This window comes from Paenibacillus sp. FSL K6-1096 (genome assembly GCF_037977055.1).
In the GTDB taxonomy this organism is placed as follows: Bacteria; Bacillota; Bacilli; order Paenibacillales; family Paenibacillaceae; genus Paenibacillus_AQ.
Window position 1 is genome coordinate 4,367,344 of record NZ_CP150274.1, and the last position, 17,134, is coordinate 4,384,477.

A 17,134-nucleotide genomic window follows, 5' to 3' on the forward strand; every position below is an offset into this window, starting at 1 on the left:
CCAGGGAGCTAGTCTATGACCACAGGAAGGGTGTCCTCATTGTCCTCATCATCCATGACCGATCCGAAGCTGTACAAGGATATACTTGGTAACACATATGGAAGGTCTGAAGAAGCCGCTATGTTCTCCCGGAGGCGCATGCGCCGTGCGGTCACGGAATGGGGCCGGATGCTGTTCCTGATGGCCGGCGGCGGCGGGCTGTATCTGTGGCGCGGGGGAGAATCCCTGCTGCTCTTGCTGACAGCGGGCGGAATGCTTATGGCCGGCGGCCTGCTGATGTTATTCTTCGGTCCCCGCAGGGTTAGCGTACAACGGACCATATCGCCTGCAAGGCTGTCTGCCGGGGAGGATGCTGTAGTGGAGGTGCAGCTTTCTTGGGCCGCACGCCTGCCGCTGCCCTGGATGATCGTTACCGATTACTGGAGCGGCGGCAGCCATCAGGAGCTGCTGTTCCCCGGCTTCCGGCGCTCCCTCACCTATTCCTATACACTTCAGTCTGTGCCCCGGGGCATCCATCGCCTGGCCGGATGCAGTGTAACCTGGGGCGATCTTCCGGGGCTGTTCACCGGAGGCTGCCAGCCGGGCGGCAGGGAGAGCTTCAAGGTGCTGCCGAGGGCGCTATATGTGAACGTTGTCATGCCGGACCAGGGCTTGCTGCCCGGTGAGCATGTGCCGCCCCGGCAGGGCAGGAACAGCAATCCGCAGGCTGCCGATATCCGCGACTACGCGCCTGGTGACCCGTTCAACCGGATTCACTGGAAGAGCAGTGCCCGTAAGGGCGCTCTGCAGAGCAGGGTGGCCGAACGTGAAGCAGGGCGGATGGCCTGTATCGTGCTTGCAAGCAGTCCGGAGGATTATACGGTTCCGCCGGGCGCGCTTGTGCCGCGCGGGCAGCGCGGGAAGGTGGTTCCCGCCTTCGAGCAGGCGGTATCGGCCACAATGGGCCTGCTGCTCTCCGCTGAGCGTTCGGGCAGCTACGTGCAGCTCTTCAGCGGCGGCTGGCCGGAAGGGATGGCCCGGCATGAAGGACTCGGCCGGATTCCCGGCCGGGTGCAGGATCTGCTCACCGAGATCGAACCGGCCGGTGCCCAGAGTCTCGCCAGCCTGCTGGACACTGCGGCGCAGAGCTGGCTGCCCGGCATGACGGTATCCGTCATTACCGGAAGGCTGGAGGAGGAAGCCGCGCGGACGCTCGCCCGCTTCCTGGTTCAGGGCATCCGGGTCGAGCTGTATTATGTCTGGGATCAGCCTTCCCCGGGCAGCAGGGGGGCGGGAAGTGCTGTGCGCAGCCCCGCCGGGGCGGCAGGGCCTCTGCCTGAGCCCCCCGCCGGCAGCAGGCAGAGGCCAGAGGCTGCAAAGAGTGAGGGTGGAACATCGTGGGGCAGACCGCCTGCAGCGGATTCGATAGCCGGGAGCCTGATGCGGCTCGGCGCGCATCTGCATTGCCTGAATCATGCCTTCCCGGCCGCTCCTGTCCAAGGATACAAGGGGGCGGATTGATGGGCATCCGGGTGAAACGGTCTCGCATTGCGGTTACGCCGGATGAAGGCGGTCCCGTAGAGGGCTATGCTGAGAACAGCTCCGCAGATACAAGGGAGGACTATCCCGGTCCCCTGTACTATCGCGGCCTGTTCTCTTTGGCGATTCTGGGCATCTTCGCCCTGTGGCTGCGGCCGCTCTACCATCTGGGGGCAGCAGCGGAGCATACGCCGCTGCTGCGGGTCCTGATGGTCTCGGCCATCCTAATCCTGGCCTGGGGCTGCCTCCGGCTCCCCCGGCTGGTGCAGGCTGGCGGCCTGCTGCTTCTGATCTTCCTGGCCTGGTACCGGCTCTGTGCCGCCAGCGGGGGAAGCGGCTGGCTGATGGATTATACCCGGGAGATTGGGGCGGATGCTCTGCTGCTTCTGTCCGGGCGGATCGCTTCTATAAGCGAGGACAGCAGGCTGCTGATTCTGGTGCTGGGCTGGGGGCTGCTGGTCTCCTCTGTCCAGCAGCTCGCCTTGTACAGAGGAAGCATTACCCTGTTCGCCGGGGTCACCCTGGCGTATTTGCTGGTGCTGGAGATGGTCTACACACTCCATACCACCGGCGGGCTTCTGCTCTCCGCCAGCCTCATCCTCTGGCTCCGCTCCTTAAGCGGCCTCCTCCGCCTGCAGGAACGGACAGGCAGCCCGGTTCTTCCTTATGCACGCTGGGGAGTCTGGACCTTCACTGCGGCAGCCGCGGTGACACTGGCAGCCTGGATCGCCGGGCTGGGATTCGGCGCGCGTCCGGCGGTTCCCCTCACGCTCCAGCCGGTTCTCAGCCGCCTGGAGCACTGGGCGGAGGCACAGCAGCCGGAGCCTGCCGCGCTCCCTCTGACGGGCAGCACCGGCTACAGCCTGGAGGACCATGAGCTGGGGATGGCGTTATCTCCCGGCAGGGAGGCGGTATATACAGTGACAGCCCCAAGGCCGTACTCCTTGCGCGGGGAGAGCATGGCCTATTATGACGGCCGCCGCTGGATCAGGAGCGGAGCTGCGTATACCCCGCTGAATCTGCTGCGCCTGCCTGAGGCTGTCCCTGAACTGGCAGGGGCAGCGCCGGATGGAGCGGGCATGATTACCCGGCGGATTCAGTTCGTGAAGCCCTCCCCCGGCGGGCTTCCCTTGTTCAGCGCAGGGACCGTAGCAGATGTGCAGAACATTCTGCTAGCGGACGGGAGCAGGCTCGGGTATGTGCTTGCGGACCGGGAGCGGCTCAGCTTCCGGCTGCCGGACACGTATGGCTCTCCGCAGGTGAGCGAATATACGGTGAAGTCGTTCCTGCCCTTAACCGATCCGGCGGTGCTGCGGGGGCTGAAGGGGAAGGACCCGGAGGAGGTCAGCGGCCAGTATCTCCAGCTTCCCGGGACGCTGCCGCCCAGGGTGCATGCTCTGGGTAAGCAGCTCACGGCTGCGCATGCTAACCGTTATGATGCCGCCGCTGCGGTGGCGGATTATCTGCGGACCCGCTACACCTATACCCTGAAGACCCGGGTGCCGCCGCCCGGTGCTGAATTCACCGATGATTTCCTCTTCGGGACACGGCGCGGCTATTGCGTGCATTTCGCCACGGCCATGACGGTCCTGCTACGCAGCAGCGGCATTCCGGCCCGGTATGTTCAGGGCTACGGCCCGGGAACCCCTATTCCCGGCTCCGTGCCGCAGCGCTATACCATCACCGAAGGCGATGCCCATGCCTGGGTCGAGGTGTATTTTCCCGGCGCAGGCTGGGTCCCCTTCGACCCTACGCCCGCCGTTGCCGCCTCCGCAGGCGCGGCGGATGCTGTGGCGGCGGAGGCTTCCGCGCCGCCGCGCCATGCGTCCGCTGCGCTGCACGCGGACGCGCTGCCCGCCGCCCTGCCGCAGGCGGGCGGCCTCGATGATGCGCCGCTCGCCGCAGCGGCGCTGGTGCTGGCCGCCGCGGTCCGCTGGCGGCGCAGCCTGGCCCTGCTGCCGGCGGTGCGCCGCGCCGGCAGGCTGGGCCGTGCGCGGCAGCTGCGCGCCGCCGCGCTGGCCTGGCACGGGCTGGCGGCGCGGTATGGGGCGCCGCCGCCCGGGGTTACCGCCAGGGAGTATGCAGACTCCCTGGCGATTGAGGACCGGCGGCTGCGCGCGGCGGTCCGGGGGTTTGTACGCCAGTGGGAGACCCTGGCGTATGGCGGCGCCGGAGGCGCCGTGCCTTCGGCGGCGAGTTCCGGCGGCGCTGTGCCTTTGGCTGCGGCGAGCTCCGGCCGCGCCCCGCTCCAGTGCCGCGCCCCCGCCAGCGCAGCCGATCCCATCGACGCGGAAGCTTTCCTGGCCCGGTGCCTGCTAATCACCTTTCGCCTGACATGATCCGCTAAGAGGCGTCCCTGCGTATGCAGTGGACGTCTTTTTGACGGATGAGCTTGCCGCGCTCCAAATGTAATCGAAAACCCGACCATATTTGGCGCTGCGCGAGCACACGAACTAAATGTAAACGAAAACCCGACTACATTTGGCGCTGCGCGAGCACACGGACCAAATGTAATCGAAAACCCGACCACATTCGGCGTCGCGCAAACACACGGATCAAATGTTAACGCTCTCCCCATGCCTGACACTGCCTACCGCCACCCGGCGCAGTAATTCTTCTCTGTATTTCCATAACATAGATACCGGCTCCCGGCAGCGGTGTACCGGCAAACATCTGATCATCTGCGAGTATTCCGTGCTCTTCTGGCTACGAGTCTGTTTCCGCGCTCTTTGCCCGTGCCGGTATTCTCTCCACCCCCGTCCCGGCCAGGCCAAATCCTTGCAGCGGAGGGGTTCCATTTCCTTGACGCTGAGAATTAACCATGAGTATAATGAATCCAATAATCAAGGGAGGCAAGTAATGAACAAGCCAAATGAAATTATTGTTGTTCTGGATTTCGGGGGACAGTATAACCAGCTAATCGCGCGCAGAATCCGTGACTTGGGGGTATACAGCGAGCTTCTGCCGTACAATACACCGGTGGAGAAGATTAAGGCACTATCGCCTAAGGGCATCGTGTTCTCGGGCGGACCAAGCAGTGTCTATGCCGAGGATGCACCGCATGTGGACCCGGCGGTTTATGAACTCGGGCTTCCAATTTTCGGCATCTGTTATGGGATGCAATTGATGGCGCAGCAGCAGGGCGGCAAGGTGGAGCGCGCATCCAAACGTGAATACGGCAAAGCGGATGTTGAATTTGCCCCAAGCTCCGTGCTCGCAGCCGGTCTTGACAGCAAGCAGACGGTATGGATGAGCCACGGCGACCATGTGGTCGAGCTTCCGGAGGGCTTCAAGCTGGATGCCGGCACAGAGAGCGCTCCGATTGCAGCCATGAGCAACGATGTACGCAAGCTGTACGCCGTCCAGTTCCATCCTGAGGTGCGCCACTCCGTTAAGGGGAACGAGATGATCTCTAACTTCCTGTATGAAGTGTGCGGCTGCGAGGGCAAATGGACGATGGAGTCGTTCATCGAGGATGCCGTTAAGGATATCCGGGACAAGGTTGGCGACCAGAAGGTGCTGTGTGCATTAAGCGGCGGCGTGGATTCCTCTGTAGTCGCTATGCTGATCCACCGGGCCATCGGCGACCAGTTGACCTGTATGTTCATTGACCACGGCCTTCTGCGCAAGGGTGAAGCAGAGAGCGTCATGGAGACATTTGTCGGCAAGTTCGATATCAATGTGATCAAAATCGATGCCCGCGACCGCTTCCTCGGCAAGCTGGCCGGTGTGTCCGACCCCGAACAGAAACGTAAGATCATCGGCAATGAGTTCATTTACTGCTTCGACGAAGAATCGGCCAAGCTGGGGGAGTTCGCCTTCCTGGCCCAAGGCACGCTATATACTGATATTGTAGAGAGCGGAACCGCAACAGCGCAGACCATCAAGTCGCACCACAATGTGGGCGGACTGCCGGAGGATATGAAGTTCCAGCTGATCGAGCCGCTGAACACCCTGTTTAAGGATGAGGTGCGTAAGCTCGGTGAAGAGCTGGGCATGCCGTCTGCCATCGTCTGGCGTCAGCCGTTCCCGGGTCCGGGTCTGGCGATTCGTGTGCTGGGCGAGGTGACCGAAGAGAAGCTGCAGATCGTGCGTGATTCCGACTACATTCTGCGTGAAGAGATTGCCAAGGCCGGTCTCGACCGCGAGATCTGGCAGTATTTCACCGCGCTTCCTAACATGAAGAGTGTAGGCGTAATGGGGGATGAGCGTACGTATTCCTACACCGTAGGTATCCGTGCAGTAACCTCGATCGACGGCATGACCGCCGACTGGGCGCGTATCCCTTGGGATGTGCTGGAGAAAATCTCAGTGCGCATCGTCAACGAAGTGGACAACGTGAACCGCATCGTCTACGACATTACCTCCAAGCCGCCGGCGACGATTGAGTGGGAATAACAGGAGCAAGCTTATTCTATCTGAAAATGTAGCTATTTCAACCTCGGAAATAGGTGCGTTGCATTTGTGTAGTACGAAGAAGCACACCGGTTCTGAAGTTGGTCTTCTGCCGGTGTGCTTTATTTAAATATAAGAATTTATATGTTTCACACGATAACTTATCCTTATATTTCTCGCTGAAACGAAGCCGTCCTTAAAAAGGACAGCATAGCCGCTTCCACTTGTTTGGAATAAAAAGGAGGGGGACCATGGGTTTCAATCTAATGGATATCGGCCAGTGGAATCGAAAAGAATACTACTTGCACTATATTCAGAATTTACGCTGCACTTACAGCTTAACTACGAATATTGATATTACGCCGCTCAAGCATGAAATGAACAAGCTGAACCAAAAAATATATCCTGCTTTGATCTATATGATCACAACCGCCGTAAATCGTCAAAAGGAATTTCGGATGGATCATGACAATGAAAGCCGTCTGGGGTATTGGGATGAGATGAGCCCCAGTTATACGGTCTTCAACAAAGATAATGAGACCTTCTCAAGCATTTGGACCGGATATGATTCCAGTTTCCCAAATTTCTATAATGCGTGTATGCAGGACATTTCCACCTATTCCAGTTCAACAAGCATGATGCCGAAACCTGATATGCCCCGGAATACCTTCAATATTTCAAGTATTCCCTGGACGGACTTCACAGCATTTAACCTGAATGTCTATAACGAAGGATTATACCTGTTACCTATATTTACGATCGGGAAATTCATCCACCAGGAAGATAAGATACTGATGCCGCTTGCCGTGCAAGTCCATCATGCGGTGTGTGACGGCTTCCATCTGGGAAGGTTCATCAACCATCTGCAAGAAGTAGCAGACCACTATATGGATTGGATGTAAAAACTCCAGCCTCCCTTCATCAGGGGGCCGGAGTTCTTTTCGTATATGCTGTTACATCGTGTTAAATCGCATTAGACGCATTGTAAGCCCTTCAACTCATAAATCTTCTCCAGCGTACGGAGATTCTCCGCCTTCTCGTCCTCCTCCTCCGCAAGAAGATACCCTTCCACCAGCCTGTATCCGAAGACGAGCAGGATAAACTCATAGATGCAGTGGCCGGCAAGCGGGGCAATTCCGCCCGCATACTCCGCGAATCCCTGGTAATAAGCAGGGACACAGCGCTGGTAGTATTCGGCCATATGATCCAGATCCACCTCATCTGCAATCAGGCTGGCGATATCCTCGCCGAGGTAGCCCCAGCCCGAAGTATCCCAGTCGATCAGCGCGATGTTCCCGCGATCATAGATGATGTTGGTTACCCAGAAGTCCCGGTGGCATAACACCAGCGGCAAGCTCTCAATCCGGGCGAAAATGTCATCCGACTGTTCATCAATATCGATGAGCATCTGCCGCACATGCTGCGGGAACTCACAGTCCTCCGAGCGGATATAGTCGTACACAACCGGCCATGACCGGTAATGCAGATATGTGTTCTTCATCAGATCCGCATGACTCAGATTAGTCAGGCTCTTCAGCACCTCCGGCTGCTCTGCGTACAATTTTCCTTGATAGCGCCCCAGCTCCAGCGCAGTCTGTTCGTACATATCAACCGTCAGCTTCAAGCCGGATATGCCGTCGATATATTCCAGCCACAGCTGGTACTCATTCTCTTCCTCATTCATCTTGGCGAGATAACACACCGGCCAGCGGAAGGCATCATTGAAGGTCATACCCAGCTCAGAAGCGTAAAGATCATATTCCCGCCGCCATGAATCCGGGTCATTGTAACGCTCCCATTTCTTTTGAATTTTCAGCACGATGCGGAACGGCAGGCTCTCCCCGGCAGCACTTGCAGCGGTTCCAGTGAGCAATTGGACATCCCCCACAGTTCCGCCGTGTAATTGTAGCGTTTCGTAATCCGCAGAGGTAATCGTTGTATTAAAAAGCTGAGATAGAGCAATATATAAAGCATCTTGGTTTATGTTCATTTGTATCGGCCTCCGTTTTTCTTCATTTGCTTGCGCTGCATTGCAGCGGACTGATTCCGGGCATCCTTGTCCCTGAGATAGTGTGTTCTGTTCTGAACGAATTGGTTCTCCTGCTGCTGGGCCGTGTAGCTCTCCCAGCGTTCATGCGTCAGGGAACCATCTGCAAGGGCAGCAAGCACCGCACAACCCGGCTCGGATTCATGGCGGCAATCGCTGAACCGGCATCCATTGAACAAGTCTTCCACATCGGTGAAGCCGGCGCGGATGCCTTCCTCGGCGTCAAACAGCCCCAGCTCACGCATCCCGGGCGTATCAATGACCATGGCGCCGGAAGGGAGCATGAACAACTGGCGGTGTGTGGTGGTATGACGCCCCCGGCTGTCGTCCTCGCGGATCGACTGGACCTTCATGACATCCTGCTGCATTAAAGCGTTGAGCAGAGAGGATTTGCCGATCCCGGACATGCCGAGGAAGACCACGGTCTTGCCCGGCAGCAGGTAGGGGGCCAGCTCATCTAATCCCAGGCCGGCATGACTGCTGATTGCGTGTACCGGAACATCCGGGATGCTGCGCATGACCACTGCAAGCTGCTGATGATAATCAGGGGCGAGATCCGCTTTGGTCAGAATGATGACCGGCTGGCCGCCGCTCTGTCTGGCCTGGGTCAAATAACGCATCATGCGGTTGACATTGAAGTCCTTGTTCAGGGAAGACAGAATAAATACATAGTCGAAATTGGCGGCTACGACCTGTTCCAGAACCGTTCGGGTATATTCTGCTGCATGGCCGGAATAATTCGCACGCGAGAACTTGGAGCGGCGGGGGAGAAGCGCTGTAATGAGCGAATCCCCGCCGTCGTTCGGACGCAGCAGGACGAAATCACCCACGCACGGGAAGTCCCCGCGGGCTTCCGCACTGTGATAGAACGTGCCTTTGAGTACAGCGGTCAACTCACCCTGCTCAGTAATAACGGTGAAGCGCTCCCGTCGGAGCTCCGTAATTCTGCCGGGGACCAGCCCGGCAGTAACTTCCTCTATTTCGGTGTAGCCATAGGTTGTAAGATTAATCATGTTTTTGGGCTTTAGCTCCTTATCCTGTTGTTTGTGGACGCAAAAATGCCGCGGAGCAGCAGCCTCAAATAGAAGCTACTGTTCAACGGCATTAAGACGCAAAAAAGATACGACCTTCATCGTATCCCGTAAACAGCAATATTCACGAAAGGTTACTTGGGATGGCATACCAAATAATACAGGCATAATGCCCGTAAATCAGAGGTATACCCGCTATTCAGTTGTTAGACTGAAACCACCATATAAGTAGTAGCCAATTAGAACATCCCCTTTCGTATAAGGAACTCATAAGAAATTTGTCTGCTCACCGCAGAACTACTACAGGTTAACATATCTTTGAAGCCGAGTCTATGCCTATTTTTCCAGACTTCTCCTTAGTTTCCTGTTGGAGAGCTGAAGCGGCAATATTATATTTGATGAAAATGTTAAAATTACGAACATTAATCTATTGCCGCTGAATAATGTTCGTATTTATCATTGACAAGCGATGTCATCTCCACCTAAAATGATAAAGCGCTACAGCAAATATATATTCGTATAATTCCGGGAATGGGCCCGGAAGTCTCTACGAGGTCACCGTAATGACCTGGCTACGATTAAGAAGAGCAGCTTCCTCTGGAATAACCGGCAAATGTCCGGGATTCCAGGCAGCCATCTCTTTTTCGGGCCGGTGTCTTCACAGATACCGGCTTTTGTGTTGCTGTCTGGCACAACATATAACCTTAGGGGGAGAACCATTTGAACCGCTTTTTCAAGCTGAAAGAGAACGGCACCACAGTACGCACAGAGATCATGGCCGGGATCACCACGTTTATGGCAATGGCTTATATTCTGTCGGTGAACCCAAGCACCCTGACTGCCTTCGGCCGCATCGATATGGGCTGGTATTCCGTCTTCCTGGCTACAGCGCTGGCAGCAGGTATTTTCACCATTGCTATGGGGGTATTCATTAACTTCCCGGTCGCTCTGGCGCCTGGTATGGGCCTTAACGCATATTTCGCCTCTGTAGTCCTGTCCTCTGCGACCACAGAACATCAATTCACCTGGCAGATGGGTCTGACCGCCGTGTTCATCTCCGGGATCGTCTTCATCCTGTTGACGGTAACCCGGGTCCGGCAGATTCTCCTCACCGCTATTCCGGACAGCCTGAAGCATGCCATTACCGTCGGTATCGGGATGTTCATCACCATTATCGGCCTTAAGAACAGCGGGCTGATGACGATCGGCGTTGAAGCCGGAAGCGACATTCCTGCCAATAAATTCACAGATGTCCTGTCCTTTGAAACGGTTATTCACATGGGCAGCCTGGAGAACACCAATGTTCAGCTCGTCATTATCGGCTTGCTGCTGATTTCCATTCTGATGGTCCTGCGCGTCCGCGGCGCGATCCTGTTCGGGATTCTCGGGACTACTGTAGCTGCTATCCTGATGGGCGCTGTTGATTTCAGCTCACTGAGCAATCCGCAGACCCCTTGGATTCCTGATTTCACCCAGCTCAACTTCTGGGAATTCGACTGGGAAGGCATTATGCACACCGGTATCGTATCGGCCATCGCTACCTTCACCTTCGTAGAATTGTTTGACACCTTCGGTACACTGGTCGGAACGGCTGAACGCGCCGGTATCATGAAGAACCCGGAAGAAGGCAAGAAGCGGGTTGGTAACGCAATGTTCGTAGATGCAGTAGCTGTTGCCGGCGGGGCCATGCTGGGTACTTCCACAACTACCGCTTATGTAGAGAGTGCAGCGGGCGTGGCTGAAGGCGGACGTACAGGTCTGACAGCAGTAACTACAGGGATCTGCTTCCTGCTGGCCCTGTTCCTGGCTCCGGTCATCGCTCTGATTCCGGGTCCTGCAACAGCGGCAGCGCTGATTGTTGTCGGTGTTCTGATGGCCCAATCCATCCGTGAGATCGACTTCCAGGACATGGTGCTGGCGATTCCGGCCTTCCTGACCTTCGTGATTATGCCGTTCACGTACAATATTGCTAACGGTATTTCGTTTGGTATCGTTACTTATGTTATTCTGGCCTGCGTAGCCAATGTTGCGGGCAAGAAGAAATACGATATCCACTGGATGATGTGGGTGCTGGCGATTCTGATTATTCTGCGTTATGTACTGATCGGCAGCCAGGGCTAAGCGCTTCACAGGCAGCCGTGCTCCAATATCTGCGGTCCCTTCATGCGAATGAGGGGGCCGTTTTCTTTTGGATTACCGGCCCTTTTCTTCAACCAATATTTAGATTATATTGTTGAAGAGGTGATAAATGGTGTCCGGCGTAATCCATAGAGCTTACAAGTCCTTCCGCAATCACCCCTGGCCGCTGCTGCTGTTCCTGCTGGGGGCACTGGTCCGCATTCTGTACATAACCTCTATTCCGCCGGGGCTGAACCAGGATGAAGCCTCCATCGGCTATGATGCCTATGCCATTCTTCACTACGGAATAGACCGCAACGGTGTTCATCTGCCTGTTCATCTGATCGCCTGGGGAAGCGGGCAGAATGCGCTGTATGCATACTTGTCCATACCGTTCATCCTGCTGTTCGGCCTGACCCCGCTGTCTGTGCGGCTGCTCAGTGTGGTGATGGGTCTGCTGAGTATGCTCTTCTTCTACCTCATTATGAGAAGGCTGACGGCTTCGCCCGGTGCAGGGACCGCAGCCATGTTCTTCATCGCGGTTAATCCTTGGCATATTATGATGTCCAGGTGGGCGCTGGAATCAAATCTTTTTCCTACGCTGATCCTGATTGCCCTTTATTTCTTGTTGCGGTCCTTTGGGAATCCGCGCTGGCATTACGCATTTACCGCCATGCTTGCCCTCTCTCTGTATGCTTATGGAACAGCCTACTTTTTCGTCCCGTTATTTGCACTTGGCACGGCGGTTCTTCTATTATATAGCAAGGTTCTTAGCGTCCGGACGCTGGCAGGGAATCTTCTCCTGTTTGCGGCAATGGCGTTGCCTATATTACTATTTATTGTAATCAACCGTTATTCTATTCAGGAGATAACCACTCCCTTGTTCACCATTCCTAAGCTGACGATGCCGCGCGTAGAGGAGATTTCATCTGTGTTCGGCGGCCATATCTGGCAGGCGGCTGCGGATAACCTCAGCGCTTTCGCCAGACTGATGATCAGCGGAAGCGACGGCCTGCCATGGAACTCCATTTCACCTTACGGGTATGCGTACCCGCTTGCGCTGCCTTTTGCCCTGCTCGGCCTGATTGTTATCCTGCATTCGTGGTGGACAGGGCGGCGGGAGAGAGAAAGTGCTGGCAAGGGAGTTCTGCTGCTCTGGTTCCTGCTCGCTGTGCTGTTGGCGGGGATTACCACGGTGAATATTAACCGGATTAATATTATTTTCTACCCGCTGATGATGCTGGTAAGCACCGGCTTCGTCTGGATCATCCGCAAAATGAAGTGGGCGGGGATTCTCTCGGCAGCTGTGTTTGGAGTGATGTTCATCATGTTCACCAATAGCTATTTCCGCGAATTCCCGGAGCGGATTGCTCCGGCCTTCTACGATTCCTTCGGGGAGGCGGTGCAGTATGCTTCAGAACACAGCAGCGGAGAGGTCTATCTTACGAATCAGGTGAATATGCCCTATATTTATGTGCTGTTCTATGAGCAGGTCAATCCGCATGATTTCCAGAAATCCGTAGTCTACGCCAATCCGGGAGAAGCGTTCCAGCGGGTCTCCTCCTTTGGCAGATACCGGTTCGAAGATGTGGGGACCGTGCCTGCTGGTGCCGCATTCGTCTATGCGAACGATGCAGCGCCTCCGGCGGCTGAGACGGAGTATACGGTGAAGCGCTTCTCAGGCTACAGTGTAATGCTTACGAAGGCGGGGGCGGACGGACCTCCTTCTACATCTAAGACAGCTATTGCTGAATTGCTGGATGGGGGCTTTGAAGAAGGGGGCCTCGGCTGGACATTCTCTGCGGGAACGGGAGTGGCAGTCAATAAGCCCTATGCCGGCAGCAAGCTGGCGTATCTGGACCCGGGAACAAGCGCCAGCGTGTCGCAGATATTCACTGTACCCGCTGCTGGTGAGTACAGGCTGTCCGTGATGGCTAGCAGCGGGGGCAGCGGCGGAAGAGTCGGCATCCGGGCAGCGGGCACTATTCTGGCTGAGGCCGGGCTGCCCGCTGCAGAAGACTATCAGCAGGTCCTGCTTCCTGCAGTTACACTTGAGCAGGGGGCACAGGCAGAAGTATACATAACCGGCGGTAATGGCTGGATTAACATTGATGAGGTGAGGGTAGAACGATGACCAGAAATGTACGTGCAGCGGCAACCGTTATACTAATGCTCTTATTATTCATTCTTCCTGCAGCAAGCATCCATGCCGAAGGGAACCTTCTGCAGAATCCGGGCTTTGAGGAAGGGGAGGACGGTGCTCCTGCGGGTTGGACCCAGGACAGATGGGTCTCCGGGGATGCCGCAGGCCTGATGTCCATCCAGTCCGAGGAAGTGCATTCCGGCAGCAAGGCGGCGGTCATTGAGAATCTGGAGCCCAATCACCTGAAGTGGGTCCAGACCGTTACCGTTGAGCCGGAGAGCTATTACAGAATCTCTGGCTATGTCAAAATCGCCAGCACAGCCGGAGAAGGTCTCGGGGCGAATATTTTCCCTGTGGGTATTGGCGGCGGTTATCCCGCTACCAGCGATACCGGCGGGGACTGGCAGTACCTGGAGTTCATCGGCCAGACCGGCAAGCAGCAGACCGAGGTCGGAATCGGTGCTGCATTGGGCGGCTACGCCAATCTGATCCAGGGTAAGGCGTATTTTGACGATCTGTCTGTAGAGAAGCTGGATACCGTCCCGGAGGGAAGTAATATTATCTCGCTGGACAGCGGAGCGCAGGCTGCCGGCGGAGACGGGGGCAACGGGGACAAGCCGGCGGAGGTGCCGCATAAGGTATCCCCGGCCAAGCTGCTGCTGATTTCCGGCGTGTTCTGCTGCTTTTTTGCTTTTCTATACCGCAGAGCCTTCCGCAGTGAACGTCTGCTGAAGCAGGAGGCGGTCATCTATACACGCTGGCTGTATGTTCTGTTCGGTGCTGCGTTGATCCTGCGGATCTGGATCGGCCTGACTGCGCAGGGCTATAAGAATGATATGAACACCTTCATGGCCTGGGGGCAGCGCCTGACGGACCTCGGTCCGGGCAAATTCTATGAAGAAGGTTATTTCGCCGACTACCCGCCGGGCTACCTGTACATTCTCTATCTGCTCAGTATGCTTCGCGGATTATTCGGCTTCGCCAACGGGTCAGGTGCAGAGACCGTGCTGTTCAAGCTGCCCGCGATTCTCTCGGATCTTGTGCTGGGCTGGATCATCTACCGCAGCGCACGCGCCAAAATCGGCTCCGGCCTGGCCATCGGTCTGATGATGCTGTTCCTGTTCAACCCGGCCGTGCTGATGGATTCGGCAGCCTGGGGCCAGGCGGATTCCTTCTTCCTGATCTTCCTGCTGCTGAGTATTATGGGCATTGCTGACGGTGCTTTTGTCCGGGCCGCTGTGCTGTTTGCCATCGCTACCCTGATCAAGCCGCAGGCGCTGATCTTCACGCCGGTGCTGCTGTTTGCCTACTATCATCACCGGGCCTGGAAGCAGCTCGCGCTGGGTGCGCTGTACGGACTGGGGAGCTTCATTCTCCTCGCCGCCCCTTTCTTCTGGAATAACGGCGGTCTTGCAGGACTCATTAATCTGTACAAAAGCACCCTGACCTCCTATCCCTATTCGACCGTTAACGCCTTCAACCTGTACGCCTTGACCGATCCGATGTGGTCGGCACTGGATGTGACCTGGCTGGGGATACCGTACCGGATCTGGGGCTTTATTGCCATTCTGGCGGCAGTGGCGCTGGCAGCATATTACTCCTTCAACACAAAGGACCGCAAGAACCTGTCCAAATCCTATTTTATCGGGATGGTACTGATCACTATTGTCTTTGTATTCGGGACCAAAATGCATGAGCGCTACCTGTACCCGGTACTGCTCCTGTCCCTGTTCGCCTTCATTGAGAGCCGGGACCGGCGGTTCCTGACCCTGTTCCTCGGGTTCTCGTTGACGCAATATATCAACGTTGGCTATACCCTGGCCTTCCTGAATACCGGCGGCAACCCGCCGTCAGACGGAATCGTGCTGGTTACAGCGCTGATTACCATTATTCTTGCATTATATATGCTGTATGTGGGGTACGATGTATATATCCGCCAATCCGCCAAGCTTCTGCCTGAGCCTGTTACACCTAAGGAGGCTTATGATGGGGATGTGCAGCTTGCTGAGGGGCTGAAGCCGTTAGCTGCTGCGGAGCGGCGTTCCCCGCTGAAGCTCCAGCGCAAAGACTGGATCTGGATGCTGGCGATTACCGTGCTCTACGGGGCGTTGGCGCTCTATCATCTGGGAGACCGTCAGGCGCCGGAGACGTTATGGGAGCCTGCCGCCAGCGGTGAGAGCTTCTATGTGGATCTGGGCCAGACCCGGCAACTGGAGAAGGTGAATGTCTTCGGCGGGGTGGGCACCGGCAAATTTCAGCTGGAATTCAGCCAGACCCCTGATAATTGGAGTAATCCGCTGGATGTGAACGAGGATGTCGGCAATGTTTTCATCTGGAAAAGCCAGCCGCTTAACGTGTCGGCAAGATACGTCAAGCTTACTGTGACTTCTCCGGGCTTCACGCTGAATGAGATGGCGTTCTATGAGCAGGGTGCGCCGGAGGCTCCGCTTGCTGTAGCCGGCGTTACACCGGATGGCGGAGCCGCTGCCAAAAGAGGGGCGCCGGCCAATCTGTTCGACGAGCAGGCCTTAATCCCGGCTCATTCAAATTTCATGAACAGCACGTATTTTGATGAAATCTATCATGCGCGGACGGCTTATGAGCACTACCACGGCATTGTTCCTTATGAGAATACGCATCCGCCGCTCGGCAAGCTGCTGATCGGGATAGGCATGGAGCTGTTCGGCGTCAATCCGTTCGGCTGGCGGATCATCGGCACGCTGTTCGGCATCGCGATGCTGCCGCTGATCTATATCATGGCGATGCGGCTGTTCCGCAGAACAACCTATGCGGCCCTAGCCTCCGGACTGTTCGCCCTGGACTTCATGCATTTCACCCAGACGCGGATCTCCACCATCGATGTATACGGCGTATTCTTCATCATGCTGATGTTCTATTTCATGCAGCGGTATTTCACGATGAATTTCTACCGGGTGCCGCTGCGGACTACGCTGGTGCCGCTGTTCTGGTCCGGCCTCTTCTTCGGCATCGGGGTGGCCTCCAAGTGGATCGTTGCCTATGGTGGTGCGGGACTTGCCATCATGCTGGCGCTGTCGCTGCTGGACCGTTACCGGGAATATAAGGCTGCCGGACGCCTGCTGGCTGAAGGCAAGCTGGCCTCGCCGGAGCTCAAGGCTGCCTGCCGGACTGCCGACCGTTCCTTCTGGAAGAACACGATCATTACGCTGGCCAGCTGCATCGGGTTCTTCGTCATCATTCCGGCCATTATCTACAGCCTGTCCTTCATTCCGTCGCTTACTGCATCGGCAGACGGCTACACATTGAAAGGGCTGATCGATGCCCAGAAGAATATGTACAATTATCACAGCCAGCTTGTCGCTACGCATCCATTCGCCTCCTCCTGGTGGGAGTGGCCGTTCATGAAACGTCCGGTATGGTTCTTCAGCGGCGGAGACGGCCTGCCTGCGGGCAAGGCCAGCAGCATTGTCACCATGGGCAATCCGCTGATCTGGTGGACCGGAATCTTCGCGATGCTGGCTGCCGTATGGTTCAGCGTGCGCCGCCGGGAGAAAAGCCTGTATATGCTCTGGATCGGCTTCTTCTCGCAGTATGTCCCGTGGATGCTTGTCCCGCGTGAGACGTTCCTGTACCATTATTTTGCGATGGTGCCGTTTATTATTCTCTCGATTGTATATATCATGAAGCTGCTTGAGGACAGATTCCGTGATGTGAAATATCTGCGGTATGGCTATGTAGCGGCTGCCGCCATCCTGTTCGTGATGTTCTATCCGGTGTTATCCGGCATGCTGGTGAACAGCAGTTATATCACCGGCGTACTGCGCTGGTTCCCTTCCTGGGTATTCTAGGGGGACCGGGGCTTACAACAATTAATAGGAGGAACCCAAGGTGAAGGCCAGATAC

Annotated in this window: 9 protein-coding genes and 1 riboswitch; of the genes, 7 read left to right on the top strand and 2 right to left on the bottom strand. The window is 56.5% G+C overall.

Going from position 1 to position 17,134, the window contains the following annotated elements; genetic code table 11:
* The first annotated feature begins 15 nt into the window (after positions 1-15).
* The 4 genes from MHI24_RS19455 (at position 16) to catA (ending at position 6,815) form a co-directional block, all read left to right on the top strand.
* Positions 16-1,500, top strand: coding sequence for a DUF58 domain-containing protein (locus MHI24_RS19455; protein WP_340021177.1), 1,485 nt, complete (start codon positions 16-18; stop codon positions 1,498-1,500).
* Positions 1,500-3,857, top strand: coding sequence for a transglutaminase domain-containing protein (locus MHI24_RS19460; protein WP_340021178.1), 2,358 nt, complete (start codon positions 1,500-1,502; stop codon positions 3,855-3,857). The genes MHI24_RS19455 and MHI24_RS19460 overlap by 1 nt, the downstream gene beginning before the upstream one ends.
* A 520-nt stretch (positions 3,858-4,377) precedes the next feature.
* A complete protein-coding gene (gene guaA, locus MHI24_RS19465; RefSeq protein ID WP_340021179.1) occupies positions 4,378-5,916 on the top strand; it encodes a glutamine-hydrolyzing GMP synthase in 1,539 nt (512 codons plus the stop codon).
* Positions 5,917-6,179: 263 nt separating this feature from the next.
* Complete coding sequence (gene catA, locus MHI24_RS19470; protein WP_340026734.1) at positions 6,180-6,815, top strand: type A chloramphenicol O-acetyltransferase; 636 nt, start codon at positions 6,180-6,182, stop codon at positions 6,813-6,815.
* Positions 6,816-6,886: 71 nt separating this feature from the next.
* On the opposite strand, the gene MHI24_RS19475 is transcribed toward catA, so the two are convergent.
* Positions 6,887-7,903: a phosphotransferase gene (locus MHI24_RS19475; RefSeq protein WP_340021180.1), complete on the bottom strand. Its 1,017-nt coding sequence runs from the start codon at positions 7,901-7,903 to the stop codon at positions 6,887-6,889.
* Positions 7,900-8,973 (bottom strand): ribosome small subunit-dependent GTPase A, encoded by a 1,074-nt coding sequence (gene rsgA, locus MHI24_RS19480; RefSeq protein ID WP_340021181.1) that lies wholly within the window; start codon positions 8,971-8,973, stop codon positions 7,900-7,902. Before rsgA ends, MHI24_RS19475 begins: the two co-directional genes overlap by 4 nt.
* 513 nt (positions 8,974-9,486) lie before the next feature.
* Positions 9,487-9,586, top strand: a riboswitch (purine riboswitch).
* Between the two features lie 125 nt (positions 9,587-9,711).
* On the opposite strand from rsgA, the gene MHI24_RS19485 reads away from it, so the two are divergent.
* From MHI24_RS19485 to MHI24_RS19495, 3 genes are all read left to right on the top strand, one after another.
* The gene (locus MHI24_RS19485; protein WP_340021182.1) at positions 9,712-11,112 is read left to right on the top strand and encodes an NCS2 family permease; all 1,401 of its coding nucleotides are present in this window, start codon (positions 9,712-9,714) and stop codon (positions 11,110-11,112) included.
* Between the two features lie 127 nt (positions 11,113-11,239).
* The gene (locus MHI24_RS19490; protein ID WP_340021183.1) at positions 11,240-13,243 is read left to right on the top strand and encodes a glycosyltransferase family 39 protein; all 2,004 of its coding nucleotides are present in this window, start codon (positions 11,240-11,242) and stop codon (positions 13,241-13,243) included.
* Positions 13,240-17,079: a glycosyltransferase family 39 protein gene (locus tag MHI24_RS19495; protein WP_340021184.1), complete on the top strand. Its 3,840-nt coding sequence runs from the start codon at positions 13,240-13,242 to the stop codon at positions 17,077-17,079. The genes MHI24_RS19490 and MHI24_RS19495 overlap by 4 nt, the downstream gene beginning before the upstream one ends.
* Positions 17,080-17,134: the final 55 nt, after the last annotated feature.